20 protein-coding genes and 1 pseudogene are annotated in these 23,704 nt (G+C 61.8%); 9 read left to right on the top strand and 12 right to left on the bottom strand.

Features of this window, described 5'->3' with window-relative positions:
- Positions 1–47 precede the first annotated feature (47 nt).
- The 3 genes from K9857_RS14910 to K9857_RS14900 form a co-directional block, all read right to left on the bottom strand.
- A complete protein-coding gene (locus K9857_RS14910; protein ID WP_224537000.1) occupies positions 48–368 on the bottom strand; it encodes an amidase in 321 nt (106 codons plus the stop codon).
- Complete coding sequence (locus K9857_RS14905; protein ID WP_224536998.1) at positions 365–1,444, bottom strand: serine hydrolase domain-containing protein; 1,080 nt, start codon at positions 1,442–1,444, stop codon at positions 365–367. Before K9857_RS14905 ends, K9857_RS14910 begins: the two co-directional genes overlap by 4 nt.
- Positions 1,445–1,609: 165 nt before the next feature.
- On the bottom strand, positions 1,610–2,488 hold the full coding sequence (locus tag K9857_RS14900; protein ID WP_224536997.1) for an acyl-CoA dehydrogenase family protein: 879 nt from the start codon (positions 2,486–2,488) through the stop codon (positions 1,610–1,612).
- Positions 2,489–2,643: 155 nt separating this feature from the next.
- On the opposite strand from K9857_RS14900, the gene olsB reads away from it, so the two are divergent.
- Together olsB and K9857_RS14890 are read left to right on the top strand one after the other, a co-directional pair.
- A complete protein-coding gene (olsB, locus tag K9857_RS14895; protein WP_224536995.1) occupies positions 2,644–3,399 on the top strand; it encodes an L-ornithine N(alpha)-acyltransferase in 756 nt (251 codons plus the stop codon).
- Entirely contained in the window at positions 3,399–4,190 is a 792-nt protein-coding gene (locus K9857_RS14890) for a lysophospholipid acyltransferase family protein (protein WP_224536993.1), read from the top strand. The genes olsB and K9857_RS14890 overlap by 1 nt, the downstream gene beginning before the upstream one ends.
- 130 nt (positions 4,191–4,320) lie before the next feature.
- Here K9857_RS14890 and K9857_RS14885 read toward each other — a convergent pair whose 3' ends face one another.
- Positions 4,321–4,896, bottom strand: coding sequence for an ACP phosphodiesterase (locus K9857_RS14885; protein ID WP_224536991.1), 576 nt, complete (start codon positions 4,894–4,896; stop codon positions 4,321–4,323).
- Positions 4,897–5,067: 171 nt separating this feature from the next.
- Between K9857_RS14885 and K9857_RS14880 the strand changes: the two genes are divergently transcribed.
- From K9857_RS14880 to K9857_RS14870, 3 genes are read left to right on the top strand one after another with little or no spacing between them, the layout of a single operon-like run.
- Positions 5,068–5,370, top strand: coding sequence for an ArsR/SmtB family transcription factor (locus K9857_RS14880; protein ID WP_224536989.1), 303 nt, complete (start codon positions 5,068–5,070; stop codon positions 5,368–5,370).
- Positions 5,371–5,404: 34 nt separating this feature from the next.
- Entirely contained in the window at positions 5,405–6,571 is a 1,167-nt protein-coding gene (locus K9857_RS14875; RefSeq protein WP_224536987.1) for an MFS transporter, read from the top strand.
- 22 nt (positions 6,572–6,593) lie between these two features.
- Positions 6,594–7,643: an alkene reductase gene (locus K9857_RS14870; protein WP_224536986.1), complete on the top strand. Its 1,050-nt coding sequence runs from the start codon at positions 6,594–6,596 to the stop codon at positions 7,641–7,643.
- Between the two features lie 336 nt (positions 7,644–7,979).
- On the opposite strand, the gene K9857_RS14865 is transcribed toward K9857_RS14870, so the two are convergent.
- Positions 7,980–8,612: a TetR family transcriptional regulator gene (locus K9857_RS14865; RefSeq protein WP_224536984.1), complete on the bottom strand. Its 633-nt coding sequence runs from the start codon at positions 8,610–8,612 to the stop codon at positions 7,980–7,982.
- 268 nt (positions 8,613–8,880) lie between these two features.
- Between K9857_RS14865 and emhA the strand changes: the two genes are divergently transcribed.
- The 4 genes and pseudogenes from emhA (at position 8,881) to K9857_RS14845 (ending at position 16,356) form a co-directional block, all read left to right on the top strand.
- A complete protein-coding gene (gene emhA, locus K9857_RS14860) occupies positions 8,881–10,038 on the top strand; it encodes an efflux RND transporter periplasmic adaptor subunit EmhA (protein WP_224536983.1) in 1,158 nt (385 codons plus the stop codon).
- Between the two features lie 3 nt (positions 10,039–10,041).
- Positions 10,042–13,203, top strand: coding sequence for an efflux RND transporter permease subunit EmhB (gene emhB, locus K9857_RS14855; protein ID WP_224536981.1), 3,162 nt, complete (start codon positions 10,042–10,044; stop codon positions 13,201–13,203).
- Positions 13,203–14,663, top strand: a complete 1,461-nt coding sequence (gene emhC / locus K9857_RS14850; RefSeq protein WP_224536980.1) for an efflux RND transporter outer membrane subunit EmhC — start codon at positions 13,203–13,205, stop codon at positions 14,661–14,663. The genes emhB and emhC overlap by 1 nt, the downstream gene beginning before the upstream one ends.
- Before the next feature lie 435 nt (positions 14,664–15,098).
- Positions 15,099–16,356: pseudogene (locus K9857_RS14845) on the top strand (OprD family porin).
- Between the two features lie 140 nt (positions 16,357–16,496).
- Here the strand turns inward: K9857_RS14845 and pcaC are convergent.
- The 7 genes from pcaC to K9857_RS14810 form a co-directional block, all read right to left on the bottom strand.
- Entirely contained in the window at positions 16,497–16,889 is a 393-nt protein-coding gene (pcaC, locus tag K9857_RS14840) for a 4-carboxymuconolactone decarboxylase (RefSeq protein ID WP_224536978.1), read from the bottom strand.
- Between the two features lie 10 nt (positions 16,890–16,899).
- Positions 16,900–17,691: a 3-oxoadipate enol-lactonase gene (pcaD, locus tag K9857_RS14835; RefSeq protein WP_224536976.1), complete on the bottom strand. Its 792-nt coding sequence runs from the start codon at positions 17,689–17,691 to the stop codon at positions 16,900–16,902.
- 11 nt (positions 17,692–17,702) lie between these two features.
- A complete protein-coding gene (locus K9857_RS14830) occupies positions 17,703–19,067 on the bottom strand; it encodes a 3-carboxy-cis,cis-muconate cycloisomerase (RefSeq protein ID WP_224536974.1) in 1,365 nt (454 codons plus the stop codon).
- A 42-nt stretch (positions 19,068–19,109) separates the two neighbouring features.
- Positions 19,110–20,414: an MFS family transporter gene (locus tag K9857_RS14825; RefSeq protein WP_224536973.1), complete on the bottom strand. Its 1,305-nt coding sequence runs from the start codon at positions 20,412–20,414 to the stop codon at positions 19,110–19,112.
- 248 nt (positions 20,415–20,662) lie between these two features.
- Positions 20,663–21,868: a 3-oxoadipyl-CoA thiolase gene (gene pcaF / locus K9857_RS14820; RefSeq protein ID WP_175376261.1), complete on the bottom strand. Its 1,206-nt coding sequence runs from the start codon at positions 21,866–21,868 to the stop codon at positions 20,663–20,665.
- Positions 21,865–22,644 carry a CoA-transferase subunit beta gene (locus K9857_RS14815; protein ID WP_224536971.1) on the bottom strand — a complete coding sequence of 260 codons (780 nt, stop codon included), beginning with the start codon at positions 22,642–22,644 and terminating at the stop codon, positions 21,865–21,867. The genes pcaF and K9857_RS14815 overlap by 4 nt, the downstream gene beginning before the upstream one ends.
- Positions 22,644–23,501: a CoA transferase subunit A gene (locus K9857_RS14810; RefSeq protein ID WP_224536969.1), complete on the bottom strand. Its 858-nt coding sequence runs from the start codon at positions 23,499–23,501 to the stop codon at positions 22,644–22,646. Before K9857_RS14810 ends, K9857_RS14815 begins: the two co-directional genes overlap by 1 nt.
- Positions 23,502–23,704: the final 203 nt, after the last annotated feature.

Below are 23,704 nucleotides of genomic sequence, written 5' to 3'. Positions count from 1 at the left end.
ATGCGAATGAGGACAATCGAATGTGGTTCCACGGTGTGGAACCGTGATCATGGAGACAGGCGGCAACCCTGGCGTTCGCCAATCCACACGGCGCTGTTGCTGCGCCCCAGGCCGCTGACAGTCACGCGCTTGCTCGTGCTGTCATCGGTAAAACTGCTGAACGGCAACCACTGTTTCACGTAGCCATGGCAGTACCCGACATCGTTGTTCATCACATACCGGCACGAACAGTATTCCTTGGCGGTGTAGGCGCTGATGATGTCGGGAAATGCCCACAACGCGACCCGTTCGTGCCAGATCCAGCCGAGTAGAACCAGCAGCAGGATCAGCATCAGCGAACGAAGCGGACGACGCAGGAAGCCGGTCATGGTTGCAGCTTCCCGGCGAATGCCTGACGCGCCAGCTTGAGCAGTTCGTTGTGCGAATAGCTGCCGTCGCGATCGTCGGCGTAGCGGACGATCACCAGGTTTTCGCCCGGGATCACGTACATCGCCTGCCCCCAGTGACCGAGTGCCGCGAAGGTATCGGCAGGCGCATCGGACCACGGCTGAGTCGCTCCGTCCGCTGCGCGATTGAGCCACCAATGGCCGCCCGGCACCGCCTCATCCTGATGTGCCCGGTAGTGCGCGAACGGCTCGCGGTTGAACGCGACCCAGTCTTTGGGCAGCAATTGCCGGTCGCCCCAACGACCGTCGCGGGCCATCAACAGGCCGATGCGCGCCAAGTCGCGAGCGGTGAGGTAGGCATAGGACGAGGCGACGAAAGTGCCCGTGGCGTCGGTTTCCCAGACCGCATTGTGAATGCCCAGCGGCTCGAACAATGCGGTCCATGGATAGTCGGCGTAACGCTGCGCGCCGACGATGGATTTCAGCGCGGCGGATAAAAGATTGCTGTCGCCGCTGGAGTATCGGAACGACTTCCCCGGTGCGGCGTAGCTGTCGTGAGCGGCGGTGAACGCGGCCATGTCCGTGTGACCACGGGTGTAGAGCATTGCTACCACCGAGGATTTCAACGGGGCGTATTCGTAGTCTTCCTGCCAGTCCAGACCCGAGGCCCAGTGCAGCAGGTCGGCCATGGTCATATCGGGGTGGTTTTTCAGCGGCGGGTAATACTTGACCACCGGGTCCTGCAGCTTGAACCGGCCTTCGCCATATGCCACCCCGAGCAGCGTGGCCATCAGGCTTTTGCTGATCGACCAGGTCAGGTGCGGGGTGTCGGCGGTGGTGGCGCCGGCGTAGCGTTCGTAGATCAACTGGCCGTCGCGGATTACCAGCAAGGCGTCGGTGCGGATGCCTTTGCGGGTGGTGTCATCGCGGGATGGGAAGGCGAATTGCTCAAGCGCTTCGAGCGCCGGGCTGGCGGGGGTCGGGGCGACGGGCCATTCATCAGCGCGTGTCGTGAGGCTGAGCAACAGCAGCAGGAACAGGGACAAGCCTTTGAACATGGTGGAGGCTCATGGTGATAACCGGGTGAGCCTAGTCGAGTTTGATGACAGTTCCGGGATTTGCGTTGGCATTGAATACGCCTTCGCGGGCAAGCCTCGCTCCTACAGAATTATGTGGGCCTCACAAAATCCTGTAGGAGCGAGGCTTGCCCGCGAAGAGGCCCGTCAAAACGCCGCCAACGCCTTGACCAACCGCTTGCCCCGCGCCCCCGCCGCCAGATCCATCACCGCCTGATCGCGCGTCCACATCGCCGCCCATTCTGGCGGACCATCGGCCAGCGCCTGATTCACCTCGGCCTTGAGCGCATCGAACTGCGCAAACAATCCCCCCAACAACACATGCCCCGCCGGATTACCTGGTGGCTGCCGACTGACCTCGGCACATCCGGCGATCAGCGCGAGCAAACGCAACGGCAGGCTCTGCGGCCAGGCGCATTCCTGACCGACGCCATACAGCCACGCGGTCATCGCACTGAGCACATAGATGTCTTCCAGGGTACGAAACGGTTTGACGTAGGCATCCCAACCATCCCCCGCCAGCAACTCGCACAGCGCGTTATCCAGAAAAAGGCGGCCATGGCTGATGTCCGGCATCAACGGAATCGCCGGCAGCTTTTCCACCCGCACACCCGGCTCATCGGGATAGACCACCGCAAGACTCAGCCGTGGATCGTCGTCCGCTTGCTCGCTACGAGCGGCCACCAGCAGCCAGTCGGCGGCATCGCCTGCGGTGACGAAATCCTTGCGTCCACTTAGACGCAAACCGTTGAGGCGGGTCTGCATGTCGGCCGGTCGCAGGCTGCGTTGCTCGGTCGCGCACAAGGCGCCGAGGCTGGCTGGCGCGCTCGGCCAGAGCATCCGCAGTGCCGCCTGATAGCCCACCAGAAACGCCAGCCCCGGGGTGGCCATCAGGCGCCCGCCAGCCACCGCCAACTCGAAAGGCGTGACGTTGCCCAACTGCTGCAACAACGCCGCGAAGCCTTCGCCCAGGTCGGGGTCGGCAGGCAGGCGATCGCGGCGATTCAACAGTGTTTGCCAGGGCATAAGAGGCTCCTCGAGGGCTGTCATATAAGCATCACCAAAGCTTAATGGCGATGACACCGGGGCTACATAGCCTGACTTTGCACAACACGGCTGGATAAAGAAAGTCGATCCGCTGTAACCCACAGACGGGTAAGCAGCCCGCACGGAGAATCGCCATGACTCAGATCGCCCGCATCAGCGACACCGGCAACGAACGCCGCCTGCAAGCCGAACGCCTGGTGGGACCGCAGGCGCTGCAGGAAGCCCAGGCTCTGCGCTTCAACGTGTTCAGTGGCGAATTCAACGCCAAACTCAAGGGCGCCGAACTGGGTCTGGACATGGATGATTACGACGTTCACTGCTTCCACATCGGTGTGCGCGACCTGAACACCGGCCGCCTGGTGGCGACCACCCGCCTGCTCGATCACACCGCAGCCACCACCTTGGGCAAGTTCTACAGCGAAGAAGAATTCAGCCTGCATGGCCTGGTCCATCTGCAAGGCCCGATCCTGGAAATCGGTCGCACCTGCGTCGACCCGGCCTACCGTAACGGCGGCACCATCGCCGTGCTCTGGGGCGAACTGGCCGAAGTCCTGAACCAGGGCGGCTACAGTTATCTGATGGGTTGCGCGAGCATCCCGATGCACGACGGCGGCATCCAGGCCCACGCAATCATGCAGCGCCTGCGCGAACGCTACCTGTGCACCGAACACCTGCGCGCCGAGCCGAAAAAACCGCTGCCCGCGCTGGACATCCCTTCCAACGTCATCGCCGAAATGCCGCCGCTGCTCAAGGCCTACATGCGCCTGGGCGCGAAGATCTGCGGCGAGCCGTGCTGGGACGAAGATTTCCAGGTGGCCGACGTGTTCATCCTGCTCAAGCGCGACGAGCTTTGCCCGCGTTACGCCAAGCACTTCAAGGCGGCCGTGTGATGCGTCGGCTGCGCGTGTACGCGCGAATCGCCCGGGTATTGCTGGTGGTCACGCTCGGCCTGTGCATGGCCAGTGTGTTCGGTGTATTCGAACGCTTGGGCCTGGCCCATTCGATGGTGCGCCGGCAGCGCTGGTCGCGGTTTTTCATGGCGCGCCTGAGCAATGCCCTGCCCTTCGACATCCGCGTGCAAGGCGAACTGCCGAAGACGCCGATGCTGTGGGTCAGCAATCACGTTTCATGGACCGACATTCCGCTGCTGGGGATGCTCACACCGCTGTCGTTCCTGTCCAAAGCCGAAGTACGCACCTGGCCGGTGGCCGGCTGGTTGGCGGCCAAGGCCGGTAGCCTGTTCATCCGCCGCGGTTCGGGCGACAGCCAGTTGATCCGCAAACAGATGACCCGCCATCTGCAACAGGAACATCCCCTGCTGATGTTCCCCGAAGGCACCACCACCGACGGCCGCTCCCTGCGTACCTTCCACGGTCGCCTGCTTTCGGCGGCGATCGATTCGCAGGTGAAGCTGCAACCGGTGGCGATCCGTTATCTGCGTAACGGCGAGCCCTGCAACCTGGCGCCGTTCATTGGCGACGACGACCTGCTGTCGCACCTGATGCGCCTGTTTGCCAATGATCGTGGTGAGGTGGAGATTCATCTGCTCAAGCCGATCGCCTGCGAAGGCCGGGAGCGTGCTGCGCTGGCGTTCGAAGCGCAGCAGGCGGTGCAGAAAGCGTTGTTTGGGGCGATCCCGGAAACCCAACGAGCGCCGATGCGCCCTGCTATCGCCGCCTGATTTTTTGAATACACTCGGGACCCTGTGGGAGCGGGCTTGCTCGCGAATGCGATATGTCAGACAACATTGATGTCGACTGACACGACGCCTTCGCGAGCAAGCCCGCTCCCACATTGGCTCCGTGTTCACATTACTTAAGCGGGGTTGCGGCAAACTCCTGCAACCGCGGATAAAACAACCGGAAATCCTCGCTCAACGGCTCATACAACCCGCGCAATTCCTGCATCGCGAACGCCAGTTCCTCAGGCTTGGTCAGGCGGCGTGAAATCCCTCGCAGCACCTGTTCCAGCACCTCGAATTCCTGATACGAACCCAACCAGTCATTGGCCACCATGTGCGGCGCAATCCGCGCCAGGCGTTCGGGCAATTGCTGCTGGCTGGACAGCACCCGGTACACGTCCGAGGTGAATTGCTCCAGTGGCCGGTCGGCGTACAGCCTCCAGTCCCGGGCCAGGCAATGGTCGAAAAACACATCGAGGACGATCCCGGCATAACGCCGGCGCGTCAGGGAAAAGCGCGACAGCGAGGCGTCCACCAGCGGATGGCGGTCGGTGAACACGTCGATGCTGCGATGCAGCTGGATGGCCGTTTCGATCTCCGGTTCGAACTGCCCCTGCAGCCTCCCTTTGACGAAATCGCCATACAGACTGCCGAGCAATTGACCGGGGCGCTGGCCTCCGAGGTGAAGATGTGCGAGATAGTTCATGGGCGCAGCTTAGCACTGCGGCCTTGCACTATGACAAGTCGTGTATCGTTATAACCCGATATAACGAATTACGCAGTCTTCAGATCAAAACCATATTGGCGTATCGCGATGGAGCGATTTATATTTCGCTCCATCGCGATATAACGTTTTACCCATATCGAGCCCCCGACCATGAACCTTGACCTCGACGAAATAATAAAAGCCCTGGCGCATCCAGTACGCAGGGACATCCTGCACTGGCTCAAAGACCCGGACGTCGAATTCCCGGATCAGAGCCACAGCAATGAGCACGGCGTTTGCGCCGGGCAGATCGATCAACGTTGCGAGCTGTCGCAGTCCACCGTGTCCGCACACCTGGCGACCCTGCAACGCGCCGGCCTGATCAGCAGCCGCAAAGTCGGCCAGTGGCACTTTTTCAAACGCAACGAGGACACCATCCAGGAGTTCCTCCGCATCTTCAGCAAAGAGCTCTGACCCTTTACGTCAGTCGGCCATAAGGAATCAAACAATGCCCCTCTCGCTACTCATACTGGCCTTGAGCGCCTTCGCCATCGGCACCACCGAGTTCGTCATTATGGGTCTGCTGCCCAATGTGGCGGCGGATCTTGGCGTGTCGATCCCCGGTGCCGGCTGGCTGGTGACTGGTTACGCCCTGGGCGTGGCCATTGGCGCGCCGTTCATGGCGCTGGCCACCGCCCGGCTGCCGCGCAAGGCCGCCCTGGTGGCGTTGATGGGCATCTTCATTGTCGGCAACCTGCTCTGTGCGGTGGCCAGTGACTACAACGTCCTGATGTTCGCCCGAGTGGTGACGGCCCTGTGTCACGGCGCGTTCTTCGGTATCGGCTCGGTGGTGGCTGCAAGCCTGGTGCCGGCCAACAAGCGCGCCTCGGCCGTGGCCCTGATGTTCACCGGCCTGACGCTCGCCAACGTGCTGGGCGTGCCGCTGGGCACCGCCCTCGGCCAGCAGGCCGGCTGGCGCTCGACCTTCTGGGCAGTGACGGTGATTGGCGTGATCGCGCTGATCGGCCTGATTCGCTTCCTGCCAGCCAAGCGTGATGAAGAAAAACTCGACATGCGCGCCGAATTGCGTGCTCTGAAAGGCGCCGGCATCTGGCTGTCCCTGAGCATGACCGCGATGTTCGCCGCCTCCGTGTTCACTCTGTTCACTTACGTCGCGCCGCTGCTGGGCGAAGTGACCGGCGTCTCGCCTCGCGGCGTGACCTGGACCCTGATGCTCATCGGCCTGGGTCTGACCGTCGGCAACATCATTGGCGGCAAGCTGGCCGACAAAGGCCTGGCCGCAACGCTGATCGGCGTATTCATTGCAATGGCGGTGGTATCCACGGTGCTGACCTGGACCAGCGTCGCGCTGATCCCGACCGAAATCACCCTGTTCCTCTGGGCCACTGCCTGTTTCGCCGCCGTGCCTGCCCTGCAGGTGAACGTGGTGACCTACGGCAAGGCCGCGCCGAACCTGGTCTCGACCCTGAACATCGGCGCCTTCAACGTCGGCAACGCCCTGGGCGCCTGGGTCGGCGGCAGCGTCATCGCCCACGGCTTCGGCCTGACCAGCGTGCCCCTGGCGGCTGCGGTCCTGGCGGTAATCGCCCTGGTCCTGACCCTGATCACTTTCCGTCAGAGCGGTAATCCCGAGCTGGCTCCTGCTACCAACTGATACCTCACGAGGGTTGTATTCAATGACGACTATTTTCGATCCGATCAAGCTTGGCGACATCGAGTTGGCCAACCGCATCATCATGGCTCCACTGACCCGCTGCCGCGCCGACGAAGGTCGTGTGCCCAACGCGCTGATGGCCGAGTACTACGTGCAGCGCGCATCCGCCGGGCTGATCCTCAGCGAAGCCACCTCGGTCACCCCGATGGGCGTCGGCTACCCGGACACCCCGGGCATCTGGTCCAACGACCAGGTACGCGGCTGGACCAACGTCACCAAGGCGATCCACGGCGCGGGCGGCAAGATCTTCCTGCAACTGTGGCACGTGGGCCGTGTATCCCATGAGTCGTACCTGAACGGCGAAAAGCCGGTCGCACCGAGCGCCATTCAGCCAAAAGGTCATGTCAGCCTGGTTCGTCCGCTGGCCGACTTTCCGACGCCACGTGCCCTGGAAACCGCTGAAATCGCCGACATCGTCGATGCCTACCGCGTCGGTGCCGAGAACGCCAAGGCCGCTGGTTTCGACGGCGTGGAAATCCATGGCGCCAACGGCTACCTGCTCGACCAGTTCCTGCAAAGCAGCACCAACCAGCGCACCGACCAGTACGGCGGCTCTCTGGAAAACCGTGCACGCCTGCTGCTGGAAGTGACCGACGCTGCGATCGAAGTCTGGGGTGCCGGCCGTGTCGGCGTACACCTGGCTCCGCGCGCCGACTCCCACGACATGGGTGACGACAACCTGGTCGAGACCTTCACCTACGTGGCCCGCGAGCTGGGCAAGCGCGGCATCGCCTTCATTTGCTCGCGCGAAAAAGAAGGTGACGACAGCATCGGTACGCAAATCAAGGAAGCCTTCGGTGGCCCGTACATCGTCAACGAGCGCTTCACCAAGGACAGCGCCAACGCTTCGCTGGCGGCTGGCAAGGCTGACGCCGTGGCCTTCGGCATCCCGTTCATCGCCAACCCGGACCTGCCGGCGCGCCTGAAAGCCGACGCCCCGCTCAACGAGCCGCGTCCGGAGCTGTTCTACGGCAAGGGCCCGGTCGGCTACATCGACTACCCGACGCTGTAAGCCTCGCCCCGTAAAAGCAAAAGCCCCGACTCGAGAGAGCCGGGGCTTTTTGTTTGCTATCGAAGGTGGTGATAAACCTGTAGGAGCGAGTTTACTCGCGATGGAGGACCAGACAGCGCGGGGTGCCAGGCTGCCAGCGTTATCGTTAACGACCATCGCGAGCATGCTCGCTCCTACAGGGGGCAACACAAAATCCCTACAAAATACCGAGCCTGAAAACTACAAACGCACCGAGCGTGCGTATATAAAAGCACCCCACTGCCCTGAACCCGGTGAAGATCTGTTCATCTACTGATTCAACGATTGACACCCGCGAAGCCGATTACGCATGTTGTTTCACTTTCGCAGGCTAGGGCTCAGACTCAGCATGTCGATCGCGGTGTCGACCCAGCGCTCGGCCTCGGTGTGCAGCTCGAAGCTTTCCGGGGCCAGCAGCCACTGGTACAGCAGGCCGTCGATGTAGGCGTGGATGGCGATGGCCGCTCGGGCGGTGTCGAGGTCTTCCGGCAACTGCCCCCGATTCACGGCATTGCGCAGGGTCAGGCCGATGCGCATGTTGCAATCGAGACTGGCGGTCTGGCGCTGCTGGCGCAGGTCGCACATTTCATCGGTGAACTCGCACTTGTGAAACAGGATTTCGTTGATGCGCCGGGTCTTGGGGTCCAGCGCAACTTCGTGAAACAAATGAATGAGCAGGCGGCGCATGCAGCCCAGAGGGTCGAGTTCGTCCTCGCTCTCGGCAGCCTTGGCCAGTTCATCCAGAGGCTCATGAAGGCTGTCGAGCATGGCCTGCACCAGATCGGCCTTGTTGCTGAAATGCCAATAGATGGCGCCGCGGGTGACGCCGGCCAGGGTCGCGATGTCCGCCAGCGTGGTACGGGCCACGCCCCGCTCGTAAAAGGCTTTTTCGGCCGCTTCGAGTATCTGGTTGCGGGTTTCTTGAGCTTCCTCTTTGGTACGACGGACCATGGCAGTACAACCTCAATCAGGGTGCTTCAGCGATGTCTGAATATCAGCTGAATAAAAGTGGGGCGAGCGTTCTGGGGTCCCGTCCCCGGGCCTACAATTCGAACCTTGCGGCGGCCTCTGTAAGGGCGAGGATACACAGTCAAGGTATTTACAAACAGTCACGAATGTAAGTATATTCCTTAGCAAGCTACTTATCCACCCGGCATCCATTTTTAAACCTTCCATCTTTTCTTGTGCGTTGCCCAACGCGCCTGACCCGAGGATTTTCATGCAATTCAAGCCAGCTCTTACCGCTCTGGTCGCCGCCGTCGCCCTGGCATCGCTGCTCAGCGGATGCAAAAAGGAAGAAGCAGCGCCGGCCGCACCACCGCCTCAGGTCGGCGTCGTCACCCTGCAACCGCAATCCTTCACCCTGACCTCCGAATTGCCGGGCCGCACCAGCGCGTTCCGCATCGCTGAAGTGCGTCCGCAGGTCAACGGCATCATTCTCAAGCGCCTGTTCAAGGAAGGCGGTGATGTCAAGGAAGGCCAGCAGCTGTACCAGATCGATCCGGCTGTCTATGAAGCTACGCTCAAAAGTGCCGAAGCCAACCTGCGCTCGACCAAATCGATCTCCGACCGCTACAAGCAACTGGTCGACGAACAGGCCGTGAGCCGCCAGGAATACGACACTGCCCTGTCCAACCGCCTGCAGTCGGAAGCCTCGCTGCAATCGGCGCAGATCAATGTGCGCTACACCAAGGTCTACGCTCCACTGACCGGTCGTATCGGCCGATCTTCGGTGACTGAAGGCGCGCTGGTCAGCAACGGCCAGACCGAAGCGATGGCCGTGATCCAGCAACTGGACCCGATCTACGTCGATGTGACGCAATCCTCGGTCGAACTGTTGCAACTGCGTCGCGAACTGGAAAGTGGTCGTCTGCAAAAGGCCGGCGACAACTCCGCCAAGGTCAAGCTGACCCTGGAAGACGGCAGCCAGTACAAACTGGAAGGCAAACTGGAATTCTCCGAAGTCTCGGTCGACCAGACCACCGGCTCCGTGACCCTGCGTGCGGTGTTCCCCAACCCTGATCACACCCTGTTGCCGGGCATGTTCGTCCACGCCCAGTTGCAGGCTGGCGTGAACAGCGCAGCGATTCTGGCGCCACAGCAAGGCGTGACCCGCGACCTCAAGGGCACTCCGACCGCACTGGTCGTAGGTCCGGACAACAAGGTCGAACTGCGCCAGCTCAAGGCCAGCCGCACCGTGGGCAATCAGTGGCTGATCGAAGATGGCCTGAAAGCCGGCGATCGCCTGATCACCGAGGGCTTGCAGTTCGTCAAGCCGGGCATCGAGGTCAAGCCGACCGATGCCACCAACGTCAACGCCAAAAACCCGGCCCCCGCCAAGGCAGCTGAGCAGGCTTCCAGCGGCAAAGGGGAGTAAACCATGTCGAAATTTTTTATCGACCGTCCGATTTTCGCCTGGGTAATCGCCCTGGTGATCATGCTGGTCGGGGCACTTTCGATCCTGAAGTTGCCGATCAACCAATACCCGAGCATCGCGCCGCCGGCGATCGCCATCTCTGTGACCTACCCGGGTGCGTCCGCGCAAACCGTGCAGGACACCGTGGTCCAGGTGATCGAGCAGCAGCTCAACGGTATCGACAACCTGCGTTATGTGTCGTCTGAAAGTAACTCCGACGGCACCATGACCATCACCGCGACCTTCGAGCAAGGTACCAACTCCGATACCGCGCAGGTCCAGGTCCAGAACAAGCTGAACCTGGCCACCCCGCTGCTGCCGCAAGAAGTGCAGCAACAGGGTATCCGCGTGACCAAGGCAGTGAAGAACTTCCTGCTGGTGATCGGTGTGGTGTCGCGCGACGGCAGCATGACCAAGGACGACCTGTCCAACTACATCGTGTCCAACATGCAGGACCCGATCTCGCGGACAGCCGGTGTCGGTGACTTCCAGGTGTTCGGTTCCCAGTACGCCATGCGTATCTGGCTGGATCCGGCCAAGTTGAACAACTTCAACCTGACCCCGATCGACGTCCGGACCGCGATTGCCGCGCAGAACGTCCAGGTGTCGTCCGGCCAGCTCGGCGGCCTGCCTGCCCTGCCCGGCACTCAACTGAACGCGACGATCATCGGCAAGACCCGCCTGCAGACCGCCGAGCAATTCGAAAAAATCCTGCTCAAGGTCAACAAGGACGGTTCCCAGGTTCGTCTCAAGGATGTCGCGAAAGTCGGCCTGGGTGGCGAGAACTACAGCATCAACGCCCAGTTCAACGGCGCGCCCGCCTCGGGCCTGGCGGTCAAGCTGGCCACCGGTGCCAATGCCCTCGACACGGCGAAAGCCCTGCGCAAGACCATCGACAACCTCAAGCCGTTCTTCCCGCAAGGGATGGAAGTGGTGTTCCCGTACGACACCACGCCGGTGGTGACCGAGTCGATCAAGGGTGTGGTTGAAACCCTGGTCGAAGCCGTCGTACTGGTGTTCCTGGTGATGTTCCTGTTCCTGCAGAACTTCCGCGCCACCGTCATCACCACGATGACCGTGCCGGTGGTATTGCTGGGTACCTTCGGCATCCTCGCGGCCGCCGGTTTCAGCATCAACACCCTGACCATGTTCGGCATGGTGCTGGCCATCGGCTTGCTGGTGGACGACGCCATCGTCGTGGTGGAAAACGTCGAACGGGTGATGAGCGAAGAAGGTTTGTCACCCAAGGAAGCCACGAAAAAATCCATGGGCCAGATTCAGGGCGCCCTGGTGGGTATTGCCCTGGTGCTTTCGGCGGTACTGCTGCCGATGGCGTTTTTCGGTGGTTCCACCGGTGTGATCTATAAGCAGTTCTCGATCACGATCGTCTCGGCAATGGCCTTGTCGGTACTGGTTGCACTGATCTTCACCCCGGCATTGTGCGCCACCATGCTCAAGCCGGTTGCCAAGGGTGACCATGGCACGTCCAAGCGTGGTTTTTTCGGCTGGTTCAACCGCAACTTCGATCGCAGCGTGGAAAGCTACGAGCGTGGCGTCGGCAATATCCTGCGTCACAAGGCGCCGTATCTGCTGGTCTACGTGATCATTTTCATCGGCATGATCTGGCTGTTCATGCGCATTCCGTCCTCGTTCCTTCCGGAAGAAGACCAAGGCGTATTGTTTGCCCAGGTGCAGACGCCGGCCGGTTCGACGTCCCAGCGTACCCAAGTGGTCGTGGACCAGATGCGTGAATACCTGCTGCGTCCTGGCAAGGACGGTGGTGAAGGCGATGCGGTGAACTCGGTATTTACCGTAACAGGCTTCAACTTCGCCGGTCGTGGCCAAAGTTCGGGTATGGCATTCATCATGCTCAAGCCCTGGGAAGAACGTAACGCTGATAACAGCGTGTTCAAGGTCGCCGCCCGTGCCCAGCAGCACTTCTTCACCTTCCGTGATGCGATGGTGTTCGCCTTCGCCCCGCCGGCGGTACTGGAGTTGGGTAACGCCACCGGTTTCGACGTGTTCCTGCAGGACCGTGCAGGTCTGGGTCATGAGAAGCTGATGGAAGCGCGCAACCAGTTCCTGGGCATGGCCGCGCAAAGCAAGGTGCTGGCCCAAGTGCGTCCAAACGGACTGAACGATGAGCCGCAGTACCAATTGGAGATCGATGACGAGAAGGCCAGTGCCTTGGGCATTACCATCGCCGACATCAACAGCACCCTGTCGATTGCGCTGGGCAGTAGTTACGTCAACGACTTCATCGACCGTGGTCGGGTGAAGAAGGTGTACGTTCAAGGCCAGCCGGACTCGCGTATGAGCCCTGAGGATCTGCAGAAGTGGTATGTGCGCAACAGCACAGGAACCATGGTGCCGTTCTCGGCGTTCGCCAAAGGCGAGTGGATTTACGGCTCGCCCAAGCTGTCGCGCTACAACGGTGTGGAAGCGGTAGAAGTCCTCGGTGCCCCGGCACCCGGTTATTCCACGGGTGAGGCCATGGCCGAAGTCGAAGCCATTGCCAAGAAACTGCCGGCCGGCGTCGGTATTTCCTGGACCGGTCTGTCCTATGAAGAACGCCTGGCAGGTTCTCAGGCACCGGCACTGTTTGCCCTTTCGCTGTTGATGGTGTTCCTGTGTCTGGCGGCGCTGTACGAAAGCTGGTCGATTCCGATTGCCGTGGTACTCGTGGTGCCACTGGGGATCATCGGTGCGCTGATGGCTACCAGCCTGCGCGGCTTGTCCAACGACGTGTACTTCCTGGTGGGGCTGTTGACGACCATTGGTCTGGCGGCGAAAAACGCCATCCTGATCGTCGAATTCGCCAAGGAGCTGCATGAGCAAGGCAAGAGCCTGACCGATGCCGCAATCGAAGCCTGCCGCATGCGTCTGCGTCCGATCATCATGACCTCGCTGGCGTTCATCCTCGGCGTTGTACCGCTGGCGATTTCCACCGGTGCCGGCTCGGGTAGCCAACATGCGATCGGTACCGTGGTAATTGGCGGTATGATCACCGCCACCGTACTGGCGATCTTCTGGGTCCCATTGTTCTTCGTCGCCGTATCGTCCATGGGCCAGCGCAAGATTGCCGACCAGGACGATGCCATTGAACCTTCTAAAGAGGCTGGCTAATGAGCAAGTCGCTACTTTCCATCGCAGTCGCGGCCTTCGTGCTGAGCGGTTGCTCGCTGATCCCCGATTATCAGCAGCCGCAGGCGCCGGTGGCCGATCAATACCCGCAGGGCCCGGCGTACTCGCCGGCCCAGGCGCCTGCACAGGCTGCCGCGGAGCAAGGCTGGAAGCAGTTTTTCCATGATCCGGCGCTGCAGCAGCTGATCCAGGTTTCCCTGGAAAACAACCGCGACCTGCGTGTCGCGGCGCTGAACATCGACGCCTTCGCCGCGCAGTACCGCATCCAGCGCGCCGATCTGTACCCGGCCATTTCGGCCAATGGCACCGGCAGCCGCCAGCGGGTTCCGGCCAATGCTTCGCAGACCGGTGAAGCAGGCATCACCAGTTCCTACTCAGCTACCGTGGGCATCAGCGCCTACGAGCTGGACCTGTTCGGTCGGGTTCGCAGCCTGAGCGAAGAAGCCCTGCAAAAGTACTTCGCCACCGAAGAAGGCCGCCGCAGCACCCAGATCAGTCTGGTGGCCAGCGTGGCCAACGCCTACCTGACCTGGCAGGCCGACAAGGAATTGCTGAAGTTGACCCAAGACACGCTTGCCGCGTTCGAGGAGAGCTACAAGCTCACCGCCCGCAGCAACGAAGTGGGCGTCGCCTCGGCCCTGGACCTGGCACAGTCGCGTACCTCGGTGGAAAACGCCCGGGCGCAACTGGCCCGCTACACCCGTCAGGTCGCCCAGGATGAAAACAGCCTGGTGCTGCTGCTCGGCACCGGCATTCCGGCCAACCTGCAAGCGGCCAAACCGCTCAACGATGACTTGCTGAGCGAAGTACCGGCGGGCCTGCCGTCGGACCTGCTGCAGCGTCGTCCGGACATCCTGCAGGCCGAGTACAACCTCAAGGCCGCCAACGCCAACATCGGCGCGGCGCGGGCTGCGTTCTTCCCGAGCATCAGCCTGACCGCCAACGCCGGCACCCTGAGCCCGGATCTGTCCGGTCTGTTCAAGGGTGGTTCGGGCACCTGGCTGTTCCAGCCGCAGATCAACCTGCCGATCTTCAACGCCGGCAGCCTGCGCGCCAGCCTGGATTACTCGAAGATTCAGAAGGACATCGGCGTGGCGAACTACGAGAAGTCCATCCAGACGGCCTTCCAGGAAGTCGCCGACGGCCTGGCCGCCCGTGAGACCTACACCCATCAGTTGCAGGCGCAGCGTGATTTCGTCAGCGCCAACCAGGACTACTACCGCCTGGCCGAGCGTCGCTACCGCATCGGTGTCGACAGCAACCTGACCTTCCTCGATGCCCAGCGTCAGCTGTTCAGCGCCCAACAGGCATTGATCACCGACCGCCTGGCGCAACTGGTCAGCGCAGTGAACCTTTACAAGGCGCTGGGCGGTGGCTGGAATGAACAGACGGCGAAGAACGAGCCGTTGAAGGAAGAAGCGCCGAAGATGCGGTTGTTCTGATAGCGCTGTGAAAAAACAAAGCCCACCGAGTCAGGTGGGCTTTTTTATGCCTGCTGTAAAAGTTGCGTTGTCTGACCGGGCCTCTTCGCGAGCAAGCCCGCTCCCACAGTCGATCGCATTCCTTCTGAAGGAACCGGGTCAACTGTGGGAGCGGGCTTGCTCGCGAAGAGGCCGGACAAAGCACCACAAAATCCAGATCAATCTCGGTTCGATAATCGCCCAAAACCCGCTTTAAAACATTGAACCACCTAGTACATTCACATCACCATCGACCTACAAAACCAATAACAACAGGTTCGACACCATGCCCCCGCGCCCTGCCCTGTCCGGCTGATCCCCCAGGCTTCACCGAAAAATGTCGATTTGTCCGTCTGCATCCTCCCCCGGTTGCGGCACACCCCGTTTCATCCCGAAGAATTAGAGAGCCCCGAGCCCATGACGCCTTCCACCACACCGTATTTCGTTCCCGGCCTGATTGCCGTCGCCCTGGCCAGCGCCGCCCTGCCCGCCCAGGCCGAAGAGTCAGGCTTTGTCGAAGGCGCGAAGGTCAACCTGAACCTGCGCAACTTCTACATCAACCGCAACTTCACCAACCCGACCAAGGCTCAGGGCAAGGCTGAAGAGTGGACGCAAAGCTTCATCCTCGACGCCAAGTCCGGCTTTACCCAGGGCACCGTCGGCTTCGGCATGGACGTGCTGGGGCTGTATTCGGTGAAGCTCGACGGCGGCAAAGGCACCGGTGGCACGCAACTGCTGCCGCTGGATGGCGACGGGCGCCCGGCGAACAACTACGGTCGCACCAACGTCGCGTTCAAGGCCCGCTTGTCGCAGACCGAAGTGAAAGTCGGCGAATGGATGCCGGTGCTGCCGATCCTGCGCTCCGACGACGGCCGCTCCCTGCCGCAGACCTTCCGCGGCGGGCAGATCACCTCGAAGGAAATCGCCGGCCTGACGCTTTATGGTGGCCAGTTCCGCCAGAACAGCCCGCGCGACGACAGCAGCATGGACGACATGTCGATGACCGGCAAAGCGGCGTTCACCTCCGACCGTTTCAACTTCCAGGGCGGCGAATACCTGTTCAACGAAAAGCGCACCCAGATCGGTGTGTGGAACGCCGAACTGAAGGACATCTACAGCCAGCAATTCATCAACCTGACCCACAGCCAACCGATCGGCGACTGGACCCTGGGCGCCAACCTCGGGTTCTTCTACGGCAAGGATGATGGCAGCGCCCGCGCCGGCGACCTGGACAACAAGACAATGTACGGCCTGTTCTCGGCCAAATACGGCGGCAACACCTTCTACGTCGGCCTGCAAAAACTCACCGGCGACAGCCTGGATGCGGGTCAACGGCACCAGCGGCGGCACCTTGGCCAACGACAGCTACAACTCCAGCTACGACAACGCCCGGGAGAAGTCCTGGCAGGTACGCCACGACTACAACTTCGTCGCCTTGGGCGTACCGGGCCTGACCCTGATGAACCGCTATATCAGTGGCGATAACGTGCACACCGGCAGCATTACCGACGGCAAGGAATGGGGACGGGAAAGCGAACTGGGCTACACCGTGCAGAGCGGTGCGCTGAAGGACTTGAACGTGAAATGGCGCAACTCGACCATGCGCCGGGATTACAGCAACAACGAGTTCGATGAGAACCGGCTGATCATCAGCTATCCGATCAGCCTGTTGTAAACCTCAATACCGCTATCGCGAGCAGGCTCGCTCCCACAGGGGATCTTCAGTGAACACAATACCTGTGTTCACACCGATCAACTTGTGGGAGCGAGCCTGCTCGCGATGACGTCAGCAAAGGCACCACAAAATCACCGGATTCACTCCCGCGACTCTGTCCCCAACTCATCCCACACCGACTCCGCCAGGTGGAACGTGGCATTGGCCGCCGGGATCCCGCAGTAGATCGCGCTCTGCATGATCACTTCCTTGATCTCCCCACGGCTCACCCCATTGTTGGCGGCGGCACGCAGGTGCAGTTTGAGTTCGCCTTCGCGGTTCATGCCGATCAGCATGGCGATGGTGATCAGGCTGCGGGTGTGGCGCGGCAGGCCCGGGCGGGTCCAGATGTCGCCCCAGGCGTGACGGGTGATCATCTCCTGGAACTCCGAGTTGAACTCGGTCAGGGTACTCAGGCTGCGGTCGACGTGGGCATCGCTCAATACTTCGCGGCGAACCTTCAGACCTTCGTCATAGCGTTGTTTCTCGTCCACGAAATATCCCTCAAAGCGCCGTCAGGAAGGCCAGGACGCGCTCGCTGAACGCGGCGTCGGCCTGAACATTGGACAGGTGCGCGGCGTAGAACTCGGCGTACTCGGAACCGGCCACGCGCTCCTGAATGAAGTGCCCGCCAGACGGTGGCGTCACGGCGTCTTCAGTACCGGCAATCACCAGCAGCGGCGCCTTGATCGCCGATAGCTGATCGCGGAAATCGGCATCGCGCACGGCCGCGCAGTTGGCCGCATAACCCTGCGGCGACGTGGCCGCCAGCATGTCGGTAATGCGCTTGGCTACTGCAGGATTGGCCGCCGAGAAATCCGGGGTGAACCAGCGCGCGATCGACGCATCACGCAGCGCCACCATGGCTGCCGCACCGTCACGCAGGACGGTTTCGATACGCGGGTTCCACACCGAAGGATCGGCGATCTTCGCTGCAGTGTTGCAGACGATCAGCTTGTTCAGACGCGAGCCTGCATTGATGCCCAGCCACTGGCCGATCAGGCCGCCCATGGACAGCCCGCAGAAATGCGCGCGCTCGATGTGCAGGGCGTCCAGCAGCGCCAGCACGTCGTGGCCCAGCTGCTCGATGGTGTAAGGCCCCGGGGTCACCAGGGACTTGCCGTGGCCGCGGGTATCGAAACGCAGCACGCGAAAATGCTCGCTGAACGCCGCAATCTGCGCGTCCCACATGTGCAGGTCGGTACCCAGGGAGTTGGACAGCACCAGTACCGGCGCATCTACCGGACCATCGAGTTGGTAATGCAGTTCGCCATCGGCGAGTTGTACGAAAGCCACAGCAATCTCCTTCAGGCAGTCAATGCAGAATGTTCAGCCACCGCTCGCTCGACCCAGGTACGGGCCTGGCCGAGGTAATGGGCGGGGTCCAGCAGATGATCGAGTTCGGCCGAAGACAGTTCGGCGGTCACTTGCGGCTCGTCGCCGAGCACCGCGCGCAGATGGCGCTGTTCGGCCACGGCGCGTTTGCAGCATTGCTCCAGCAGATGATGCGCGGTGTCGCGCCCTACCCGCTGCGCCAGGACGATGCTCACCGCTTCGGCGAGCACCAGGCCCTGGGTCAGGTCGAGGTTGCGCGCCATGCGCTCGGCATCCACTTCCAGGCCAGCGGCCACCAGCAGCGCCTGCTTGAGGCTGCCGGATACCAGGCAGCAGATTTCCGGCAGGGTTTCCCACTCGGCGTGCCACAGGCCCAGGCTGCGCTCGTGCTCCTGGGGCATGGCGCTGAACAGGGTCGACAGCAGACCGGGAACGCGGGTCGCCGCGCCGATCAGCACCGCAGCACCCACCGGGTTGCGTTTGTGCGGCATGGTCGAGGAACCGCCCTTGCCCGGTGCCGAAGGCTCGAACACCTCACCGGCTTCGGTTTGCATCAACAGGCTGATGTCGCGACCGAGTTTGCCGAGACTGCCGGCGATCAAGCCAAGCACCGAGCCGAACTCCACCAGCCGATCACGTTGGGTGTGCCAAGGCTGATCGGGCAAGGTCAGTTGCAACTCTTCAGCGAGCGCTTGGGCGATTGGCATTGCCTTGTCACCGAGAGCCGCGAGAGTCCCGGAGGCGCCGCCGAATTGCAGCACCAGCAGGCGCGGCTTGAGTTCTTGCAGGCGTTGACGGCTGCGGGTCACCGCCCCCAGCCAGCCGGCGATCTTCATGCCGAGGGTCACCGGCGTCGCATGCTGCAGCCAGGTACGCCCGGCCAGCGGTGTCGCCGCATGGCGCTGGGCCTGTGCCGCGAGAGTTTGCCCCAGCTGCGCCAGATCGCTGTCGATCAGCTCCAGCGCCTGGCGCAGTTGCAGCACCAGACCGCTGTCCATCACGTCCTGGCTGGTCGCGCCCAAATGCACATAACGTTCGGCTTCGGCATCGTTGCCCGCGATCAGCTTGCCCAGTGCCTTGACCAGCGGAATCGCCGAGTTGCCGGCAATGGCGATCGCTTCGCCAAGGGCGGCAAAGTCGAAATGCCCGGCCTGGCAGGCAGCTTCGATGGGAGCCACGGCGCTTTGCGGAATCAGCCCGACCCGTGCTTCGGCCCGGGCCAGCGCCGCTTCGAAATCGAGCATGGCCTGGACCCGGCCCTGATCGCTGAATACGTCACGCATATCGCGGGCAGTGAAATAGGCATCGAACAATTGATTGCCCGGTCGCTGGTTCATAAACAGTCCCTGGAGGCGCGGGCCGTGAGGCCCGCGTAAAGATCAAAGGTCGTGGTGCAGGTACTTGGCCTGTTTCGGCAGACGCAGGCTGAAGAGGAAGGCAATCGCCATCATCACGGTCACGTACCAGTAGAAGGAGTTTTCCATGCCGCCGGCCTTGAGGCTCAGGGCCACGTATTCCGCCGAGCCACCGAAGATCGCGTTCGCCACCGCATACGCCAGGCCCACACCCAGTGCGCGCACTTCCGGCGGGAACATTTCGGCTTTTACCAGGCCGCTGATCGAGGTGTAAAAACTGACGATCGCCAGGGCCAGGGTGATCAGCACGAAGGCCACGAACGGACTGCTGACACTTTTAAGGCTGAGCAAAATCGGCACTGTGCACAACGTCCCGAGGGCACCGAACCAGAGCATCGAGTTACGCCGGCCGATCTTGTCGGCGAGCATGCCGAAAAGCGGCTGCATGCACATATAGAGAAAAAGCGCGCCGGTCATGATGTAACTGGCGGTCTTCGCGTGCATGCCAGCAGTGTTCACGAGGTACTTCTGCATGTAAGTGGTGAAGGTGTAGAAAATCAGTGAGCCACCGGCGGTGTAACCCAGCACGGTGATGAACGCCGCCTTGTGATCGCGAAACAGCGCGCTGATGCTGCCGGCGTCCTTGTTTTCACGCATTTCCTTGCTGGTGGTTTCTTTGAGCGAACGACGAAGAAACAGCGAAATCAGTGCTGCACAGGCCCCTACTACAAATGGAATCCGCCAGCCGTAGGCACGCAGCTCATCCTCGGAGAGGAACTGCTGCAGGATCACCACCACCAACACTGCCAGCAGCTGCCCGCCGATTAGAGTCACGTACTGGAACGAGGCGAAGAAACCGCGCTGGCCCTTGAGGGCGACTTCGCTCATGTAGGTCGCGGTGGTGCCGTACTCGCCTCCCACCGACAGGCCCTGGAGCAGACGGGCGAACAGCAGCAGCACCGGCGCCCAGACCCCGATGCTGTTGTAGGTCGGCAGGCAGGCGATGAGCAGCGAGCCGAAACACATCATCAGAATCGAGATCAACATCGAATTCTTGCGCCCGTGCTTGTCCGCGACGCGGCCGAAGATCCAGCCGCCAATCGGTCGCATCAGGAAGCCGGCGGCGAACACGCCCGCGGTATTGACCAGCTGGACCGTGGGGTTGTCGGACGGGAAGAAGGCCGGCGCGAAATAGATCGCGCAGAAGGCGTAGACGTAAAAGTCGAACCATTCGACCAGGTTGCCGGACGAGGCGCCGACAATCGCGAAGATCCGTTTGCTGCGCTCTTCGCCGGTATATAGGGCTGTAGTAGCAGTTGGGGTTGTCATTGTTTTTCACTCAATGGGGACAGTGAGAGTCTAGACATACTTTGCAACAGTCCCGTTCCACAGATGGATCTGCAACACATTTCCCTTCACCAATCCCTTGGTGGAGATTCCTTGTGGGAGCGAGCCTGCTCGCGATGGCGGTACACCAGTCACATCAATGCTGGCTGACACACCGCAATCGCGAGCAGGCTCGCTCCCACAGTAGGGAATGGGGTGTTCTTCAGTCATTGAAGAACACCTTTCAGGCATCACACGCGCTCAATCGCCAGGGCCAGGCCCTGACCGACACCCACACACATGGTCGCCAGACCTTTCTTGCCGCCGGTCTTCTCGAGCTGATGCAGCGCCGTCAGCACCAGGCGCGCACCGCTCATGCCCAGCGGATGGCCCAGGGCGATGGCGCCACCGTTCGGGTTGACCTGCGGCGCATCGTCGGCGATGCCCAGTTCACGCAGCACGGCCAGGCCCTGGCTGGCGAAGGCTTCGTTGAGTTCGATTACGTCGAAATCGCTGACAGCCACACCCAGGCGTTCGGTCAGCTTGCGTACGGCTGGCACGGGACCAATGCCCATGACGCGCGGCGCAACACCGGCGCTGGCCATGCCCAGCACTTTCGCGCGGGCGGTCAGACCGTGTTTCTTCACCGCTTCAGCCGAAGCCAGGATCAGCGCCGCCGCACCGTCGTTCACACCGGAAGCGTTACCGGCGGTGACGGTCTTGTCAGGGCCGTTGACCGGCTTGAGCTTGGTCAGGGCTTCCAGGGTGGTGTCGGCGCGAGGATGTTCGTCCTGGCTGACCACGGTTTCACCCTTTTTGTGGGCAATGCGCACTTCGACGATTTCTTCGGCGAAGAAGCCGGCGGCCTGAGCCACGGCGGTGCGTTGCTGACTGCGCAGGGCGAAAGCGTCCTGGTCGGCGCGGGAGACCTTGTAGTCATCGGCCACGTTGTCGGCGGTCTGCGGCATCGCGTCCACGCCGTACTGGGCTTTCATCAGCGGGTTGATGAAACGCCAGCCGATGGTGGTGTCTTCCAGCTTCATGTTGCGCGAGAACGAGGCATCGGCCTTGCCCATCACGAACGGTGCGCGAGACATCGACTCGACGCCGCCGGCGATCGCCAGTTCCATTTCGCCGCTGGCGATGGCGCGGAAGGCGGTACCGATCGCATCCATGCCCGAAGCGCAGAGACGGTTGAGGGTCACGCCCGGAATGGTTTCCGGCAGGCCCGCCAGCAGCAGCGCCATACGGGCCACGTTGCGGTTATCTTCACCGGCCTGGTTGGCGCAGCCGAGGAACACCTCGTCCACTGCCGTCCAGTCCACCGACGGATTGCGTTCCATCAAAGCCTTGATCGGCACGGCGGCCAGATCGTCAGCGCGAACCGCCGACAGGCCACCGCCGAAACGGCCGATGGGGGTGCGAATCGCGTCGCAGATATAAACCTCGCGCATCACGCTTCTCCAGGTGCTTGGCCGTGGGCCGCGGCGGTACGGGCTTCCAGGTCACGCAGCGCGGTCAGCTCGACGTCGGTCGGCTCGGCGGTGACTTCGACGCTGTCGGCGAAACGGATCGGCCAGCCGGTGGCGGCGGTCACTTGCTCGCGGGTCACGCCCGGATGCAGTGCGGTAACCACGAATTCATTGGTGCCGGCTTCCGGCTCCATGGTGCACAGGTCGGTGATGATCCCCACCGGACCTGCGCCCGGCAGGCCGAGACGCTTGCGCGAGTCGCCGCCTTCGCCGTGACCGACCGAGGTGATGAAGTCCAGCTTGTCGACGAACGAACGCGCCGACTGCTTGAGGATGATCAGCACGCTCTTGGCGGAACCGGCGATCTCCGGTGCACCGCCGGCGCCCGGCAGACGGACTTTCGGCGAGTGGTAATCACCGACCACGGTGGTGTTGATGTTGCCGAAACGGTCGACCTGAGCAGCGCCGAGGAAACCGACGTCGATGCGACCGCCCTGCAGCCAGTAGCGGAAAATCTCGCCCGTCGGCACCACGGTGTCGGCGGTTTCCGCCAGCTCACCGTCACCGATCGACAGTGGCAACACGCTCGGCTTGGCGCCGATCGGGCCCGATTCGTAGATCAGCACCACGTCAGGCGAGGACGTCAGGCGCGCCAGGTTGGCCGCTTTCGATGGCAGGCCGATGCCCACGAAGCATACCGAGCCGTTCTTCAGGCGACGGGCAGCGGCGACGGTCATCATTTCATTGGTGGTGTAAGTCATTACTTCGCCTCCGAAGCGGCGGCCAGTTTGGCCTTGAACTCGCTGAAGTCAGCGCTGCCATGGATGTATTCATTGATCCACGCGGTGAAGGTTTCACGGTCGCGGGCAATCGGGTCCCAGGCCTGGTAGAAACGGTTGTCACGCTCGTTGTAACCGTGGGCGTAGGACGGATGCGCGCCGCCCGGTACGTGGCAGACCGCGCTCAGGGCCCAGGTCGGCAGCACGCAGGAGTTCATCGGTGCCTTGAGGTCGTCGACTATTTCTTCAACGGTGACGATGCAACGCTTGGCAGCCAGCGCGGCTTCTTTCTGCACACCGAGAATGCCCCACAACAGCACGTTGCCCTTGCGGTCGGCTTTCTGCGCGTGGATCACGGTGACGTCCGGGCGCACCGAAGGCACGGCGGCCAGCACTTCGCCGGTGAACGGGCAGGTAACGGACTTGATCAGCGGGTTGACCTTCGGCAGGTCGGAACCGGCGTAGGCGCGCAGGACTGCGAATGGCAGGCCGGAAGCACCGGCGACGTAGGCGTTGGCCAGGTCGGCATGGCTGTGTTCTTCGATTTCCATGGCGTGCGGCCACTGCTTCTCGACGGCGTCACGCAGACGGTGCAGGGAACCAACGCCCGGGTTGCCGCCCCAGGAGAAAATCAGCTTGCGAGCACAACCGGCACCGATCAACTGGTCGTAGATCAGGTCAGGCGTCATCCGTACCAGGGTCAGGTCTTTCTTGCCCTGACGAATGATTTCGTGACCCGCCGCCGTCGGGATCAGGTGAGTGAAGCCTTCGAGCGCAACGGTATCGCCGTCGTTCACGAATTGCTTCACCGCGTCGTGCAGCGAAAGAATCTCAGCCATTGGGGCAGGCTCCCATTTGTTGTTAACCGACAGTGGAAAAAGGCGCCGATGCGCAGCGCCGCAGTCACTGAAGATTAAGCCTGTGAAAAACCTTGAACAATCCGATAATCGACTAAATGTTCGATTATCGAACACATTGTTATGTGGCTATCGATCCATTGAAAAGCTTCGCGGGCAAGCCTCGCGCCTACAGAAACGTCGTC

Source organism: Pseudomonas sp. REP124 (assembly GCF_020164475.1).
Lineage (GTDB): Bacteria > Pseudomonadota > Gammaproteobacteria > Pseudomonadales > Pseudomonadaceae > Aquipseudomonas.
The sequence above is the reverse complement of the archived record's forward strand: the minus strand, read 5'-3'. Positions and strand labels throughout refer to the sequence as shown.

Coding starts and splice junctions, on each gene's coding strand:
- K9857_RS14870 (WP_224536986.1), top strand. CDS start 6,594: ATGACGACTATTTTCGATCCGATCAAGCTTGGCGACATCGAGTTGGCC.
- K9857_RS14815 (WP_224536971.1), bottom strand. CDS start 22,644: ATGACTTACACCACCAATGAAATGATGACCGTCGCCGCTGCCCGTCGC.
- K9857_RS14865 (WP_224536984.1), bottom strand. CDS start 8,612: ATGGTCCGTCGTACCAAAGAGGAAGCTCAAGAAACCCGCAACCAGATA.
- K9857_RS14890 (WP_224536993.1), top strand. CDS start 3,399: ATGCGTCGGCTGCGCGTGTACGCGCGAATCGCCCGGGTATTGCTGGTG.
- emhB (WP_224536981.1), top strand. CDS start 10,042: ATGTCGAAATTTTTTATCGACCGTCCGATTTTCGCCTGGGTAATCGCC.
- K9857_RS14825 (WP_224536973.1), bottom strand. CDS start 20,414: ATGACAACCCCAACTGCTACTACAGCCCTATATACCGGCGAAGAGCGC.
- K9857_RS14910 (WP_224537000.1), bottom strand. CDS start 368: ATGACCGGCTTCCTGCGTCGTCCGCTTCGTTCGCTGATGCTGATCCTG.
- emhA (WP_224536983.1), top strand. CDS start 8,881: ATGCAATTCAAGCCAGCTCTTACCGCTCTGGTCGCCGCCGTCGCCCTG.
- emhC (WP_224536980.1), top strand. CDS start 13,203: ATGAGCAAGTCGCTACTTTCCATCGCAGTCGCGGCCTTCGTGCTGAGC.
- K9857_RS14875 (WP_224536987.1), top strand. CDS start 5,405: ATGCCCCTCTCGCTACTCATACTGGCCTTGAGCGCCTTCGCCATCGGC.
- K9857_RS14830 (WP_224536974.1), bottom strand. CDS start 19,067: ATGAACCAGCGACCGGGCAATCAATTGTTCGATGCCTATTTCACTGCC.
- olsB (WP_224536995.1), top strand. CDS start 2,644: ATGACTCAGATCGCCCGCATCAGCGACACCGGCAACGAACGCCGCCTG.
- K9857_RS14905 (WP_224536998.1), bottom strand. CDS start 1,444: ATGTTCAAAGGCTTGTCCCTGTTCCTGCTGCTGTTGCTCAGCCTCACG.
- K9857_RS14880 (WP_224536989.1), top strand. CDS start 5,068: ATGAACCTTGACCTCGACGAAATAATAAAAGCCCTGGCGCATCCAGTA.
- K9857_RS14810 (WP_224536969.1), bottom strand. CDS start 23,501: ATGGCTGAGATTCTTTCGCTGCACGACGCGGTGAAGCAATTCGTGAAC.
- K9857_RS14885 (WP_224536991.1), bottom strand. CDS start 4,896: ATGAACTATCTCGCACATCTTCACCTCGGAGGCCAGCGCCCCGGTCAA.
- K9857_RS14900 (WP_224536997.1), bottom strand. CDS start 2,488: ATGCCCTGGCAAACACTGTTGAATCGCCGCGATCGCCTGCCTGCCGAC.